Annotated in this window: 12 protein-coding genes; 5 read left to right on the forward strand and 7 right to left on the reverse strand. The window is 40.9% G+C overall.

Annotation, left to right across the window (positions count from 1 at the left end):
* Window positions 1-94: 94 nt before the first annotated feature.
* The 5 genes from parC to Aru01_RS07620 all read right to left on the reverse strand — a co-directional run bounded on the left by parC (window position 95) and on the right by Aru01_RS07620 (window position 6,752).
* Entirely contained in the window at window positions 95-2,320 is a 2,226-nt protein-coding gene (gene parC, locus Aru01_RS07600; protein ID WP_016654684.1) for a DNA topoisomerase IV subunit A, read from the reverse strand.
* A 181-nt stretch (window positions 2,321-2,501) separates the two neighbouring features.
* Complete coding sequence (gene niaP, locus Aru01_RS07605) at window positions 2,502-3,821, reverse strand: niacin transporter NiaP (RefSeq protein ID WP_016654683.1); 1,320 nt, start codon at window positions 3,819-3,821, stop codon at window positions 2,502-2,504.
* A gap of 48 nt (window positions 3,822-3,869) precedes the next feature.
* A complete protein-coding gene (locus Aru01_RS07610) occupies window positions 3,870-4,511 on the reverse strand; it encodes a trimeric intracellular cation channel family protein (RefSeq protein ID WP_016654682.1) in 642 nt (213 codons plus the stop codon).
* Window positions 4,512-4,573: 62 nt separating this feature from the next.
* Window positions 4,574-5,038, reverse strand: coding sequence for a YchJ family protein (locus tag Aru01_RS07615; RefSeq protein ID WP_016654681.1), 465 nt, complete (start codon window positions 5,036-5,038; stop codon window positions 4,574-4,576).
* A gap of 130 nt (window positions 5,039-5,168) precedes the next feature.
* The gene (locus Aru01_RS07620) at window positions 5,169-6,752 is read right to left on the reverse strand and encodes a TerC family protein (RefSeq protein WP_016654680.1); all 1,584 of its coding nucleotides are present in this window, start codon (window positions 6,750-6,752) and stop codon (window positions 5,169-5,171) included.
* A 341-nt stretch (window positions 6,753-7,093) separates the two neighbouring features.
* Between Aru01_RS07620 and Aru01_RS07625 the strand changes: the two genes are divergently transcribed.
* The 5 genes from Aru01_RS07625 (at window position 7,094) to Aru01_RS07645 (ending at window position 11,858) form a co-directional block, all read left to right on the forward strand.
* On the forward strand, window positions 7,094-7,723 hold the full coding sequence (locus Aru01_RS07625) for an LOG family protein (protein WP_016654679.1): 630 nt from the start codon (window positions 7,094-7,096) through the stop codon (window positions 7,721-7,723).
* A gap of 104 nt (window positions 7,724-7,827) precedes the next feature.
* Window positions 7,828-9,219 carry a multidrug transporter subunit MdtD gene (gene mdtD / locus Aru01_RS07630; protein ID WP_370736882.1) on the forward strand — a complete coding sequence of 464 codons (1,392 nt, stop codon included), beginning with the start codon at window positions 7,828-7,830 and terminating at the stop codon, window positions 9,217-9,219.
* A gap of 155 nt (window positions 9,220-9,374) precedes the next feature.
* A complete protein-coding gene (locus Aru01_RS07635; RefSeq protein ID WP_042111255.1) occupies window positions 9,375-10,052 on the forward strand; it encodes a glycoside hydrolase family 25 protein in 678 nt (225 codons plus the stop codon).
* A 21-nt stretch (window positions 10,053-10,073) separates the two neighbouring features.
* Complete coding sequence (gene dinB, locus Aru01_RS07640) at window positions 10,074-11,132, forward strand: DNA polymerase IV (RefSeq protein WP_040331005.1); 1,059 nt, start codon at window positions 10,074-10,076, stop codon at window positions 11,130-11,132.
* 372 nt (window positions 11,133-11,504) lie between these two features.
* Complete coding sequence (locus Aru01_RS07645; RefSeq protein WP_016654675.1) at window positions 11,505-11,858, forward strand: RidA family protein; 354 nt, start codon at window positions 11,505-11,507, stop codon at window positions 11,856-11,858.
* 95 nt (window positions 11,859-11,953) lie between these two features.
* On the opposite strand, the gene Aru01_RS07650 is transcribed toward Aru01_RS07645, so the two are convergent.
* Both Aru01_RS07650 and Aru01_RS07655 read right to left on the reverse strand, forming a co-directional pair.
* Window positions 11,954-12,490, reverse strand: a complete 537-nt coding sequence (locus Aru01_RS07650; protein WP_016654674.1) for a DUF2726 domain-containing protein — start codon at window positions 12,488-12,490, stop codon at window positions 11,954-11,956.
* A gap of 436 nt (window positions 12,491-12,926) precedes the next feature.
* Window positions 12,927-15,290 (reverse strand): YgiQ family radical SAM protein, encoded by a 2,364-nt coding sequence (locus Aru01_RS07655; RefSeq protein ID WP_016654673.1) that lies wholly within the window; start codon window positions 15,288-15,290, stop codon window positions 12,927-12,929.
* Window positions 15,291-15,502: the final 212 nt, after the last annotated feature.

Below are 15,502 nucleotides of genomic sequence, written 5' to 3' on the forward strand. Positions count from 1 at the left end.
ATATCAAACCTAATTTTTGGGTTTCTTCACGTTTGATATGACAGACACAACTGTAAATACTTACTGCTTTATAACGTATCTCGCATTAAGGATGCTAGCCCAAATCATGAATCAGCAGTTTATTTACTTTTTGGTAACCACGAGGCAACGGTTGCCCTTTTGTTGCGCGTTTACCAATAAATTTTTGTAGGTCCGCACCTTTTAATTTTAACGATCGTTGTCCGACAATTACATGAATTGTATCGCTAAGTTTCAAAGGTAACATGAACAAGATTCGATCATCGGCCTCAAGTTGTATCAGTTTATTTCCTTTACCTTTACTCAAGACTGGCAGTTCTTCAAGGTCAATCACCAACATACGTCCAGCTGCTGTTACCAAAGCGAGATGACTCGCACCAGTGATATTGGACAATGGCAATGCTTCACCATTCTCGGCAACATTTAAGAAAGCTTTACCTGCTTTAGCATTGGTATCTAGCGATTGGGTCTGTGCTTTAAAACCATAGCCTAAATTGCTCACCGCAACTAATTCACTTTGTTCATCAGCAATATATACTTGAATAAAACCCGCACCTTTCGCTGGCGAGAGTTTAGAACTCAATGGCTCTCCCAAGCCTCGTGCTGATGGCAAACTGTTAATGGCTAAAGCATAACTTCGCCCTGTTTGATCTAATACATAAACTTTTTGGTTAGATTTACCTTGTGCATGACTGAGATACTGATCTCCAGCACGGAAATTCAGGCCACTCGCATCAACCTCATGCCCTTTCGCTGAACGCACCCAGCCAGCTTCGGATAAAACCACTGTCACTGGTTCAGCTGGCATAAGATCTTGCTCACTAATCGCACTCGCTTCAGCACGACGAACTAATGGCGAACGACGGTCATCACCGAATCTTTTTGCATCTTCTTTTAATTCACTGATAATTAAGTTTTTCAATGATTCAGGATTTGCCAATTGCTCACGAATTATGGCTGCTCGTGCCTCTAGCTCATCCTGCTCACGGCGAATCTCAACTTCTTCAAGTTTGGCCAAGTGACGTAATTTTAAATCAAGAATTGCTTCAGCCTGAATCTCATCAATATTAAAATGAGACATCAACTCTTGTTTGGGTTGATCTTCTTCACGAATAATCTTGATCACTGTATCAATATCAAGATATGCAATAAGTAAACCAGCCAAAATATGTAGACGTTTTTCAATCTTATTTAAATGGTATTGCAAACGACGCGTAACCGTTTGCTTACGAATCTCAATCCACTCTAATAAAATACGACGAATAGACTTCACTTGTGGTCGTCCATCGGCACCAATCATGTTGAGATTGACTCGATAACTTGATTCCAGCTCAGTTGTCGCAAATAAGTGACTCATCACTGTTTCAGCATCAATACGATTAGAACGTAGTACAACCACCAAACGAGTTGGATTTTCATGATCCGATTCATCACGCAAATCAGACACCAAAGGCAGTTTTTTTGCCTGCATCTGGTCTGCGATTTGGCTAATCACCTTGGCACCAGAAACTTGATACGGAAGTTCACTGATGATGATTTCATTTTTTTCAATACGATATACCGCACGCATGCGATAACTACCACGTCCAGTGGTTTGGATTTTAAGTAATTCTTCTGGTGGAGTAATGATCTCAGCCTGAGTCGGTAGATCTGGACCCGTGATGTATTCTGCTACTTTTTCGTCATTCAGATTAGGATTACGAATCAAAGCGATTGTGCCCTTCACCACCTCACGCAAGTTGTGCGGTGGGATATCGGTTGCCATACCTACAGCAATCCCTGTCGTCCCATTTAATAAAATATTCGGCACTCGTGCAGGTAGCGTGACAGGTTCTTTCATACTGCCATCAAAGTTATCTTGCCATTCACAAGTCCCTTGACCAAGTTCTGAAAGTAACAAATCACTATATGCAGACAACTTAGCTTCGGTGTAACGCATCGCAGCAAAAGACTTAGGATCATCGGGTGACCCCCAGTTGCCCTGACCTTCAATAAAAGGATAACGGTAACTAAACGGCTGAGCCATCAATACCATTGCCTCATAACAGGCTGAGTCACCATGTGGATGATATTTACCTAACACATCACCAACGGTACGCGCAGATTTTTTCGGTTTAGAACTTGGTTTTAGTCCCAACTCACTCATTGCGTAAATAATACGTCGTTGAACAGGTTTTAAACCGTCACTAATATGCGGCAGTGCACGATCCATAATCACGTACATGGCATAGTTGAGATAAGCTTGTTCGGTAAATTCAGCTACGGAACGGTTTTCTGTCGCATGATGCGCAAGGCTTGTCATAACAACCTTTAATCCTAATTAATTGTTTCTTGTTAAGTTGATAATGCTAAGTCGCTGACGCCTTTTCCACAAGGGTATTGTTTTAATCTAAGCGACAGCTCATGTCTTTTGCTCTAAGCTTGTTCAGTTTTAGCTCATTTATTGTAATTCTGCCAAGCGCATAATACAGTGCATTTACTATTTATAAACCAATCGATTCTAAAGTTTTACCTTGAGTCTCTTCGCCAAGGATCAGAACTACCGCTGCAACTGCAAATAAAACCGCTGTAAACATCATAAATATATGACTAAAGCCATCATTTAAAACCAACATCTGCGTGACAACCAGAGGTGCAACGATGCCGCCCAAACGACCAATCGCCGAGGCCCAACCTGAACCAAAAGCACGGATATTGGCTGGATACAACTCTGGTGTATAGGTATATAACACACCCCAAGCACCCAAGTTGAAGAATGACATCAAACAGCCCCAAAACATAATACTATTGACTGTATTTGCTTGACCAAAGAAATATGCTGCAACTGCACACATCGCGATAAAGCCTGCCAATGTCAGTTTACGCCCAAGTTTCTCGACCAACCACGCTGCAGCGATATACCCAGGTAACTGTGCCAAAATCATCAGTAAAACATATTCAAATGACTGTACGATGCTATAGCCTTGTTTCACCAGTAAACTCGGTAACCATGTAAATATGCCATAGTAAGAGTAAACAATCCCAAACCAAATGAGCCATAGCATTAAACTTCGACGAGCTAACTGCCCTGACCATAACTGAGCAAATGAAACAGTATGCTTTTGTGCTACAGGCTTAACCAGCAACTCTTGAACAGGTTCCAGCCCACATTGTTGTTCGATTTTCTGTAGTAAACGATGTGCTTCCTCTACGCGACCTGCATTGATTAAAAATGGAATAGACTCAGGTACTTTCTTAAATATCACAAAGACATAAAGTAGCGGTAAACCACCAACCAGAAAAGCCATTTCCCAGCCGTATTGAGGAATAACGAAATAGGCAACCAAGGCTGCAACTAACCAACCTAGGCCCCAAAAACTTTCTAGTAAAACAATAAAGCGACCACGAACATGGGCTGGAATGTATTCACTGACCAAGGTAACAGCAACAGGAAGTTGTCCGCCCAATCCTAGACCAACAATAAATCTAAAAATCAATAAGTAGGTGAGATTGGGTGCCACTGCACATAAAGCTGTCGCAATACTGTAAATTGCTAAGGTCAGAGCAAAAACATTTTTACGTCCAAGACGATCAGCCAATGCACCAGAACATACAGCACCAATGGCCATACCAACAAAACCAATGGAAACAATCCAGCCCTTATCCGCGGCTGTAATCTGCCAATCCTCTGCGATACGCGTCAGGATAAAGGCAATTAGTCCTGTATCCATGGCATCAAACATCCATCCCAGACCGATCACAGCCAGTAAACTATAATGAAAACGTCCAATAGGTAAGCGTTGCACACGCGATAGGAGATCCATAAATTTACTCTGCTGTTATTGGAGTCTATGACTGCACATGGTTAATCGTTAAACATCTTTAGAAGAGGCAGACTGTTCATCATCATCTTTATAAATAAATTTCGGCATTTCTAAGCCATAATAAATAGCAATACAGCGCAAAGAGAAACCAAAAACCAATGTAGCGATGACAGTCACTTCCAAGGATACGCCATAGTGCTGACAAGCCCAATAAAAAATCACTGAAACGAAGGATATACTGGCATAAAGCTCACGCCTAAATACTAACGGTACATCGTTACACAAAATATCGCGCAAGATCCCGCCGGATACACCTGTGAGTACACCTGCCACAGCAGAAACCACAAAACCATGTCCCATTTCTAAAGCAATTTGACAGCCGATAATGGTAAAGCCTATCAGGCCCAAGGCATCCAACAATAAGAATACCGAATGTAAATGACGCATCCATTTCGCGATAATGATCGTAAAAAATGCTGCCCCACAGGTTAACACCAAATATTCTGGATGTTTAACCCAAGTTAAGGGGTAGTGTCCCAACAATACGTCACGAACTGAACCACCACCAAGTGCTGTCACTGAGGCGATCAACATCACGCCAAACCAGTCCATACTACGACGTCCTGCCGATAGTGCACCTGTCATTGCCTCTGCGGTAATCGCAATAATATAAATCACCAGTAAAAGCATCGCTGTTATTTTTCCGCTGCCGATGTATTAGGCGGCTATTCTAAGACAAAACTTAAAAAAAGTTACAGATATTGAGCACAACAATGCTTAAATTTTTTTAATGAACCACAAACACAGGGCTGTTTCATCGTAGGTAATCCTGTTGTCGTTGGATCTAAAAAAAACCAATGTTCGTCAAGACGCACAAAATAAGAACGTTCGTGATGTTGTTGTGGTTGCCCATCATCATAATGTGCCCGAAACTCGACCAGAGCATGGTGCTTATCGAGCTGTTCATTGGTCTGCAAAACCTCCAAACCTAACCAACGATTACTTTGACTCCAGTCTGTAATCGCAGCACGATCTAAAGTCGCTTGTTGAGCGATCGCAGTGGTCTGAACAATATAGTCAATTTGTGCTAATGCAAAAGCACTATAGCGTGAACGCATCAATTGTTCAGCAGTCACTGCGTGAGCCTGACCAAGATGCAATGGTTGACAGCACCTTGCATACTCCGCGCCTCCACATGGACAGCTTTGTATAGGCATCACAATTTTCTCCTTGTATCATTTCATGTATGTTCAATGATTCACTAATGAAAAAAGCAGCCCCGAACTGAGCTGCCTTTTCATTATAAATCACTGTATTTGACGTTTACATCAACTCTTGAACTCGGGCCTAAGAAGATTGATTATCTTCCTGCTCAAGTACAAAGATATGAACTTTATCAATTTTATGACCATCCATCGTCATCACTTCAAAACGATGGTGATATGCTGTTAGACTTTCACCATTGGTTGGCAATCGACCAAGATGGAACAAAATAAAACCTGAAAGCGTTGAGTACTGTTCAGACTCATCCACCAAATCACAGCCCAACAACAAAGAAACATGACGAATATCAGTGGAGCCCTCTAAAATAAGTGAGCCATCTTCAAGACTTGCAGCTTGAGTTTCAATCTCACCTTCGTCAGGGAACTCCCCTGCGATTGCTTCTAACACATCGATAGGCGTTGCAATACCCTCAATCGAACCATATTCGTTCAATACAATGGCTAATTGTAGTGGTGCTTGGCGTAATTGTTCCATCACCATGAGTACTTGTGCATTTTCGTGCACAATCACTGGTTCACGTAAATGTTTTTCAAAATTAAGCACACCAGTTTCAATATAGTCATTCAGAACTTTATGCGTTAGAACGATACCGGCCATGTTATCAAGCTCGCCACGAGCAACAATTAAACGAGAATGGGTCATCGACATTAAGTTGCTCTTAATCTCGTCTGGATCATCATCCAAATCAATCCATTCAAGCTCAGGACGTGGCGTCATCACAGATTTCACAGGACGCTCTGATAAACCTAACACCCCTTGTACCATCACACTGTGATAAATACTATTTTCAGGATCAAACAGTTCTTTTGCCAATGCTTCGGTCTTTAACACGTCTTCAACGGGTAAATGATCAGCACTGTGATTTTTCCCACCCAACATACGTAATACCGCTGATGCAGTTCGATAACGTAAATCATTGGTGGTAACACGCTTTTCTTGGTTTTTACGACTGACTTGGTTAATCATTTCAATTAACACAGAGAAGCCTATCGCAGCGTACAAGTAGCCTTTCGGAATATGGAAACCAAAGCCTTCAACGATCAAAGAAAAACCGATCATCATCAAGAAGCCTAGACACAAAATCACTACGGTAGGATGTTTGTTGACAAAGTCCATCAGTGGTTTTGATGCCCAAAGCATGATGCCTACAGCAATCACCACTGCCACCATCATGATGGACAACTCTTTAACCATACCTACAGCAGTAATCACGCTGTCGAGTGAAAAGACTGCATCTAGCACCACAATCTGAACGATCACCATCCAAAATGCAGCATGTACAGGATTTTCTTCTTTAAAATGTTGTTTGCCTTCGATACGTTCGTGTAATTCCATCGTGCCTTTAAACAGCAGGAATACACCACCAAACAGCAATATCAAATCACGCCCAGAAAAGGGATGATCAAAAAGATGAAACAGTGGCGCGGTTAAAGTCACCACCCAAGCAATTGATGCTAGTAGAATCAAACGCATGACTAAAGCCAGCGATAGACCCAACAAACGTGCAGCATTACGTTGTTCTGGTGGAAGTTTTTCCGCCAAAATCGCAATAAAAACTAAGTTATCGATCCCGAGTACAATTTCTAAGACGATGAGGGTAGCCAGTCCTACCCAAGCCGAAGGATCAGACATCCACTCAAAGATCATGACCCGACTCCATATTGGATAAAACTATTATTTGATCAAGGTTCTGTTGTTGCACACAGAACTCTATCTGGTTTTGAGAGATTATTATTTGAAAAAAAGGAAAATTTTTCGAGTGACTACAACCACTACCCATGTTCATTCATTAGTTGCTAAACGAAGTAGCCAGTATAACAAGATCAAACAGAAATTCATCTTATTTCTGTGTATTATCGTAATTCCTGCGGCTCTTTTTCCTCAGATTGTGTCCTTTTCACGAGCTTGTTATTGTTCACATTCTACTGTCATATTTATGACCTAGACTGTAAAAAACAAAACAGCAAAACCGTAGCGAGATCATATCATTGATAAATTTAGTTCCAGATCAAAACAATCGAAAAAAAACTCAAGATCCAACAACGGACCAAACCCTCATTGCGCTATATTGTGGTTCTCGTGCTGGTCATTCACCGATTTATAAAGAAAGTGCTATTCAACTTGCACAGTTTATTGCTGAACAAGGTTTTGGCATTGTCTATGGGGGTGCAAGTATTGGCCTGATGGGACAAGTTGCCGATACAGTTGTTGAGCATGGCGGTACAGCAGTAGGGGTCATTCCAGAGTTTATGTTGGATTATGAAATTGCCCATAATAGTCTGACCGAATTACATATCGTCAAAAGCATGCATGAACGTAAGTCAATGATGGCTGAACGTGCTGCTGCCTTCGTTGCTCTACCGGGCGGCTTAGGTACTTTTGAAGAAATCTTAGAAATTGCCACATGGGGCCAATTAAATCAGCACAATAAACCCATGATGCTTTATAACGTCAATGGTTTTTATGATGCACTCATTGCTCAACTAGACCATGCGACCCAAGAGGGCTTCCTCCCCCCACAGCATCGCGCTAAATTGATGGTCTGTGAAAATTTAGGACAAATCTTTGAAATCATTCAACATGTAGAACGCCAACCCCCCGAGAAAGTTTTGTTTTAACCACCTAACTCTATCCAGCACATCGATAAGCGTCTATATTGGTTATTGTCATCCTATGCTGAGTGAACCTTAATGGATTCACTCAGTTAGTTTTAGTTATTAAGATCAGTACTATGCAAATCCAGCAAAGCTTAGCGCCACAATATCGCCTCTTGGTATTTTTGGTGTCGATTGGCTTTTTTATGCAAGGTCTTGATACCACCATTATCAATACTGCATTGCCAGCCATGGCACAAAGTCTCGAGATCAATCCGCTGCAAATGCATAGTGTGGTGATTAGTTATGTGCTTGCAGTTGCTGCGTTTATTCCATTAAGCGGTTGGCTTGCTGATCGTTTCGGTATTCGCCACGTTTATATTGCTGCTATTGTGATCTTTAGCTGCTCATCATTAGGCTGTGCGCTGTCAAACAACCTAAATCAACTTATTGGCTTTCGAATCCTACAAGGGGTCGGTGGTGCACTGTTGATGCCGGTGGGTCGCTTAGCTCTGCTCAAATTAATTCCACGCGAACAGTTTCTGGCCGCCATGAGTATGATGAGTTTAGCTGGTCTGATTGGTCCACTGATTGGTCCAAGCTTAGGTGGCTGGTTAGTTCAATATACCACTTGGCACTGGATTTTTTTGATCAATATTCCCATGGGAATTTTAGGTGTTTTTGTCAGCTTCAAAGCCATGCCAAACTTGCGTGAACTTAAAGTCAAAACATTTGATTTTAGTGGTTTTATTTTACTGATGTTGGCCATGGTTGGTTTAGCACTTGGCATTGAACAAATTGCGGTTCCCAACAGCAGCTTAAGCTTTAGCCTTACACTGTTTCTTGTCGGTGGGTTGGCCAGTTTATATTATGTTTATCATGCTCATACCCATAAAAATGCGCTGTTTAGAAGTAAGCTTTTTAAGCATCAAATTTATCGCATAGGCGTTTTAGGTAATTTTTTTATCCGACTAGGTTCTAATGCCATCCCCTTTCTCGTGCCACTCATGTTGCAAATTGCGTTCCACATGGAACCACTCATGGCAGGGATTATGATGACGCCCATGGTACTCGGATCTTTATTTTCCAAACCAATTATACGTCCTATGATTCAAAAAATCGGCTATCGTACTTTTCTGATTGCCAATAGCCTATTACTTGGCCTATGTATTGCCAGTTTTGCACTCACAGCAGCAGATACACCATTTTGGTTAAGAACCTTACACTTTTTTATCTTTGGTATTTTAAATTCACTGCAATTTGTCAGCATGAATACTTTAACTCTCAAAGACTTACCCCAACAAGATGCCAGTAGTGGCAATAGCTTTTTGTCAATGATTATGATGCTATCTATGAGTATTGGTGTAGCTTTGGCAGGAACACTATTAAATATATTTAATGGTATATTTGATGGTCATGAAACGGCTTTAGCCTTTCAACTGGCTTTTGTCAGCTTAGGTTTTCTCAATATATTATCAACATGGATTTTCTGGAAATTACCAAAAAATCAGATGATTTAGCAAGTATTTCATTATGACAGTGCTATGCTAGAACAAACTGTTTAAGGCCGATACCAGCACTGATGATAAATTCGATATTTGCTGTGCCAAGATCTTCCTCTGAGCTAAAAGCACAACCAATCCTTAAAGGGCGAGATCATCTGCCCAACAGTAGTATGCAAACAATCTTGCAGCTGTGTTTATTTATCCTGTTATTGATCAGTCATCCTAGTGTTGCACAGTCCCAATACAGTGTTCGTGGTTTTGATGCATCGCATCACCAAGGTACGATAAACTGGACAAAAATTTCACCACAGCATTATCAATTCGTTTATTTGAAAGCGACTGAAGGTGGTGACTATATTGATCCTAAATTTCAGGACAATTGGCTTGAAGCACGAGAACAAGGTTTACGTGTTGGGGCTTATCACTTTTATAATTTATGCCGCGATGCTGAAGTACAGAGCCAAAATTTTATTCATACCGTGCCTAAAAAAGATAATGCCTTAGCCCCTGTGATTGACTTGGAATATGACACTCGCTGTATCAACCAAAGTACTAAGGAACAATTACTCAAACAAATCAAGATTATGCATGATCGTTTATACCAGCATTATGGCAAAGCACCCATTTTTTATACCACACCCAATTTTTATGCACTCATTCTTGCAGGTCATTTTAATCAAACACCGTTATGGATCCGCGATTATCAAGCACAACCACAGCTCAAAGACCGGCAATGGACTTTCTGGCAGCATAGTAAACAAGGTAAAATTAACGGTATTCAAGGTGAAGTTGATCTCAACGTTTTCTATGCAGATCAAGCAACTTGGCAGCAATTTATTCGACAATAATCTGGGTAATAGTACATGAGCATACGTAAAATCATACATATTGATATGGATGCATTTTATGCCTCTGTCGCACTACGTGATCGCCCAGAACTCAAGTCTCTACCCGTTGTTATTTCCTCACAGCACCCTCGTGCGGTGATTGCAGCTGCATCCTACGCCGCACGCAGCTTTGGTCTTCGCTCAGCTATGCCCATGTCTCAGGCGCGAAAGCTTTGTCCTAATGTCGTGGTTATTGAACCTGACTTTGCTCAATACAAAGCTGTTTCAGCACAAATTCATCAAATTTTTCAGCGCCATACTCACCTTATCGAGCCCTTATCCTTAGATGAAGCTTATCTAGATGTCACTGAAAATTTACAGCAGCTTGCCAGTGCAACTGAAGTCGCTGAACGTATTCGTGCTGAAATTTTTCAGCATACTGGGCTTACGGCTTCAGCTGGTGTTGCTCCGAATAAATTTTTAGCCAAAATTGCTTCAGATTGGAACAAACCAAATGGTATTTGTGTAATCAAGCCACAGCGAGTGCAGCAGTTTATTCAGGATCTTGATTTAAAGAAGATTCCAGGTGTAGGTCGAGTCACCTATGAAAAACTTAAAGCGCTTCAACTGACTACACTCGGTGACCTACAACGCCTAGAAGAACATGTATTAATTCAGCATTTTGGCAAATATGGTCAACAACTATATCTATACGCACAAGGCATTGATGAACGCCCCGTACAAAATGAACGTCAACGCCAACAGATTTCTAAAGAAACTACATTTGACCAAGACCTCACACTAATCCAATGCCAGCCCTACTGGGCTGAGCTTTGTCAAAGTGTTTGGCATAGCCTACAACAAAAACAACTACAAGCACGTGGGGTGAGCCTCAAGCTAAAACTCAAAAATTTTCAAACGATTCAACATAGTAAAAGTTTTAAACAAGCACTCCAAAGCTTGGAAGCATTACATTTGGCATTGGAACAATTGTTAAATGAAGTACAAGTTTCAGCACATGCACAGTTCAGGTTAGTTGGGGTTGGGGTTTACCAACTTGAAGAACCTCAACAGCGAGTTCAGTTAGATCTATGGGCTTAGTTGATTGTTTTTTAGACAATCGAGTGATTTATATGCAAAGGTACTGCCATATTGGTTAAAAATAGCGTAGTCTATTGACTGCTCTACATTTATCCAATGTTGAAGCTGAGTTGCTAAAACTGACCTATATTTTTAGCATACTGTCCTGTGATTGCCGTGACGATCAAATCCGAAAATGACAGGGCACTCAGAATATGCCGTTCGGCTCTTCTTCATCTCCTTGATTCTAATTATATTTAAAATTTCTTATATTGTTGGCTCCAACAATATTGGGTGTCTGTCTTCATTTTCTTTCTTCATCAAACATCTGCACTTTTGTAGTTTGCAAAATGTTCACGTAAACTAATCGCACATATCAATAAGAGTATTCCCATGACTGTGCAACGCTTACGTGTTGAAAAACGCTTCTCTGAAGTGGCAATTTCAGGAAATTTGGTTCATTTGGCTGGCCAATTGGCTGAGGACACCTCAGTAGGCATCCGTGAACAGACCCAACAAACTTTGGCACTGATTGACCAATTATTAGCAGAAGCAGGCACAGACAAGCGTCATATCATGTCTGTGATGATTTTTATTAAAAATATCGAAACTGATTATGCTGCAATGAATGAAGTATGGGATGCTTGGTGTGCAGATATGCAAGCACCACCGAGAACCTGTGTCGAAGCGAAACTTTATGCTGCTGATGTTTTAGTTGAAATGACTGTAGTGGCTGTTAAGCCCTAATTATTTCTATAAATATGGCAAAAGATGTCGCAATGTAATGGTCAATGCCATACATGAGTTAGATTATAGCAAGCAAAAAGCCGAGGCTTTTTGCTTTAGCCAAAAAGACGATTTTTTCCCAAACGCTCATGATAACTTTCTGTAGTTAATAAGCGATCCATGATGGCTTCATCACGCTGTTCATGCAAAATATCCGTCAGAAAATCAGACTGTAATTGATCTAAATCAGGCATGCCCACATAACGCAATACACGATAACCTGCTGTTTTTAAAACAGCATCTTGATAAGCTGCAGAACGCGAGCGTTTTAATATATTGGTATCATCAATCGCAACCACAGCGATTACACGATAATCACTGTCTAAAATAACAAAATCCGCAATCATTTTTTGATATTTACGTCGAGTATGTAAATACTTAGTTGTTAAAATCGCATCAAATGAAACATGCGCCAATACTTGTGCCTGAGGTAATGTTTCTTTTAAACGGCTAAATACAATTTGCTCACCAGCACTCAGTAGTGCCTTTTGTCTAAGAGGACTATCTTGTCGTTTTGTACTTTTCAGATGATGGTAGGCCAAAGCTATAACAAGCCCTAGCATGACCACACTGGCAATTAGCAGTATTTCCATCCCTTTTCCTTTTATAGTTAGTTTTTGATAGTTGGGTAAGTTCACCCAATTCCGATCGATTTCAAATTATTTTGCCTCATTCCTTTTTATCACCATCCACTTTAGGAAAAATCTCACTATTGTCTCAATATTTTTACACCACTATTGATGTAAATTTACTCTATTTCAGACGGACGACTTTTCATTTTTTTTGATATTTAATGCAACTTGCCTAAATTTTATTTGTGCAATATTAAAGATAAATGAATATTGCCAATAAGTTCGTTATACCGAGATCTGTTCAAAAATACAATCGGAAAAAATTAAATATTATTGAACATTTGATCATTAATATGAATTACAGCTTAAAGTTCACGCAAATGAACGTAAAAAAAAACCAGATCAGTAAACTGATCTGGTTTTTACTGCAACATAAATTGTGATCAAGCTGTAATGCTTAAGCTTTAACAAAACGTCCTTTAGACTTCGCTTTTGGCTTTGCTTTTTTTTGACCCGTTTCACGCGGTGGTAAACCTGTGTGTTGAGTCAAAATCTGACCTGCTTCAGGACGAGTTGTACGTTGACCACCATGACGTTTTTGCGAATCGCCTGATACACTCGAATTTTTCTTACGTGCTGACTTATAGTCTCCTTCACTACCTTGTGGCTGGTAAGTTGGAATTAAGTGTTGCTTCGAGTTACCAATTAAGTCGGCACGGCCCATTTCTTTTAGCGCCTGACGTAATAATGGCCAGTTGTTTGGGTCGTGGTAACGTAAAAATGCTTTATGTAGGCGACGACGTTTTTCACCTTTAACAATATCAACATCTTCGGTATAGCGTGCGACCTTCGCTAGTGGGTTTTTCTGGCTATAGTACATGGTTGTTGCTGTAGCCATTGGCGAAGGATAGAAGGTTTGAACCTGATCGGCACGGAAACCATTCTTTTTCAGCCAAATCGCTAAATTCATCATGTCATAATCAGTTGTACCAGGATGTGCTGCGATAAAATAAGGAATCAAATACTGTTCCTTACCCGCTTCCTTACTAAATCGATCAAACATTTGCTTAAAGCGATCATAAGTCCCAATACCAGGCTTCATCATTTTCGACAAAGGCCCTTTCTCAGTATGCTCAGGAGCAATTTTTAAATAGCCCCCGACATGGTGTTGTACCAGTTCTTTGACATATTCAGGATTGAGTACCGCGAGGTCATAGCGTAGACCAGAACCAATTAAGATTTTCTTAATACCCGGTAATGCACGTGCTTTACGATAAAGCTGAGTCAAAGGTGCATGATCGGTATGTAAGTTCTGACAAACGCCGGGGAATACACAAGAAGGTTTACGACAGTTCTTTTCAATTTCTGCATCTTTACAATGCAAGCGATACATATTGGCAGTTGGGCCACCTAAGTCAGAGATAATACCTGTAAAGCCTGGTGCGCTATCTCGAATTTTTTCTACTTCACGTAAGATCGAATCCTCAGAACGGTTCTGAATAATACGTCCTTCATGTTCTGTAATCGAACAGAAGGTACATCCGCCAAAACAACCACGCATGATGTTGACTGAGAACTTAATCATGTCAAAAGCAGGGAAACGTGCATTGCCATAAGCAGGATGAGGTAAACGTGCGTATGGTAGATCAAACACGTAGTCCATCTCTTCTGTGGTCAATGGAATCGGTGGTGCATTTAACCAAACATCACGTTCGCCATGTCGCTGTACTAATGCACGCGCATTGCCCGGATTGGTTTCCAAATGCAAAATACGGTTTGCATGGGCATAAAGCACTGGATCTTCTGCGACCTGTTCAAACGCAGGTAAACGTATCACCGCAAGTTCACGTGGTGGTAACTTATGTTTAATCGCTTTACTTTTCGGTGCTTGAAGTTGCACGATCTGCGTGTCAGGATCAAGTTCATCGCCTGCACGTATAATCGGATTTGAAACTAATTCTTTTTGAAAATTTTGATATTGCGTTAGGCTATTGCCCTTATCTTTTTCGATTTCACATCCATCAAGATCTTCTGTCATCACATAAGGGTTAATAATAGGATCAACCCGACCGATGCTGTCTACATCATTGGATGCAATTTCTACAAACTGTGCTTTGCTTGCACGATTAGCTTTATTCACAATAAAAGCTGTGCCACGTACATCGGTAATCTCGTGAATTTTTTCACCTTTAGCCAACCGATGCATGACTTCAATGATCGAGCGCTCACCATTACCATAAATCAACAGGTCGGCTTTTGAGTCCATCAAAATCGAACGGCGGACTTTATCTGACCAATAATCATAATGTGCAATACGACGTAATGAGCCTTCAATCCCCCCCAACAAAACTGGAGTGTCAGGATAAGCTTCGCGACAACGTTGACAATATACGGTTGCAGCACGATCAGGGCGTTTATTTGGTAGGTTATCTGGCGAATAAGCATCATCAGAACGGATTTTACGATCTGCCGTATAACGGTTAATCATCGAATCCATATTGCCTGCGGTTACCCCCCAAGCAATTGTTGGCTGACCTAATGCACGAAAAGCATCGACACTGGTCCAGTCTGGCTGAGCGATAATACCCACTCGAAAACCTTGTGCCTCTAATACACGACCAATGATTCCAGAGACAAAAGATGGGTGGTCAATATAAGCATCGCCACAAACTAAAATAAAATCACAAGCATCCCAACCGAGTAGATCCATCTCGGCTCGAGACATAGGCAAAAATGGCGCAGGTTCAAAGCAAGACGCCCAATATTTGTCATAGTCAAACAACGCCTTCGGCGCAGTCTGAGCAGTATAAGCTGTCGACATGTACATCATCTCGGTGAGTTGAGGAAAAACGAAGTGCCTAGACAGAGCTGTCTAAGTGAAAGGTGCTCATTCTAACATGAATTTTACTCATGATGTGCGCTCAAAAAAACAACGATACATTTTTTTCACCACAACATCGTGTGGAAATTACTCGTTTTTAAAATATAAATCTTACAATTACCTAAAAAATACCGAAGTCTAATAGGTTAGAC

It is taken from the genome of Acinetobacter rudis (assembly GCF_000829675.1).
GTDB classification, from domain to species: Bacteria; Pseudomonadota; Gammaproteobacteria; order Pseudomonadales; family Moraxellaceae; genus Acinetobacter; species Acinetobacter rudis.

What these genes read in the sequence shown, in the direction of transcription:
- Aru01_RS07635 (WP_042111255.1), top strand. Translation starts at nt 9,375, where the DNA reads ATGCAAACAATCTTGCAGCTGTGTTTATTTATCCTGTTATTGATCAGT.
- Aru01_RS07650 (WP_016654674.1), bottom strand. Translation starts at nt 12,490, where the DNA reads ATGGAAATACTGCTAATTGCCAGTGTGGTCATGCTAGGGCTTGTTATA.
- parC (WP_016654684.1), bottom strand. Translation starts at nt 2,320, where the DNA reads ATGACAAGCCTTGCGCATCATGCGACAGAAAACCGTTCCGTAGCTGAA.
- niaP (WP_016654683.1), bottom strand. Translation starts at nt 3,821, where the DNA reads ATGGATCTCCTATCGCGTGTGCAACGCTTACCTATTGGACGTTTTCAT.
- Aru01_RS07615 (WP_016654681.1), bottom strand. Translation starts at nt 5,038, where the DNA reads ATGCCTATACAAAGCTGTCCATGTGGAGGCGCGGAGTATGCAAGGTGC.
- Aru01_RS07610 (WP_016654682.1), bottom strand. Translation starts at nt 4,511, where the DNA reads ATGCTTTTACTGGTGATTTATATTATTGCGATTACCGCAGAGGCAATG.
- Aru01_RS07655 (WP_016654673.1), bottom strand. Translation starts at nt 15,290, where the DNA reads ATGTCGACAGCTTATACTGCTCAGACTGCGCCGAAGGCGTTGTTTGAC.
- Aru01_RS07620 (WP_016654680.1), bottom strand. Translation starts at nt 6,752, where the DNA reads ATGATCTTTGAGTGGATGTCTGATCCTTCGGCTTGGGTAGGACTGGCT.
- Aru01_RS07645 (WP_016654675.1), top strand. Translation starts at nt 11,505, where the DNA reads ATGACTGTGCAACGCTTACGTGTTGAAAAACGCTTCTCTGAAGTGGCA.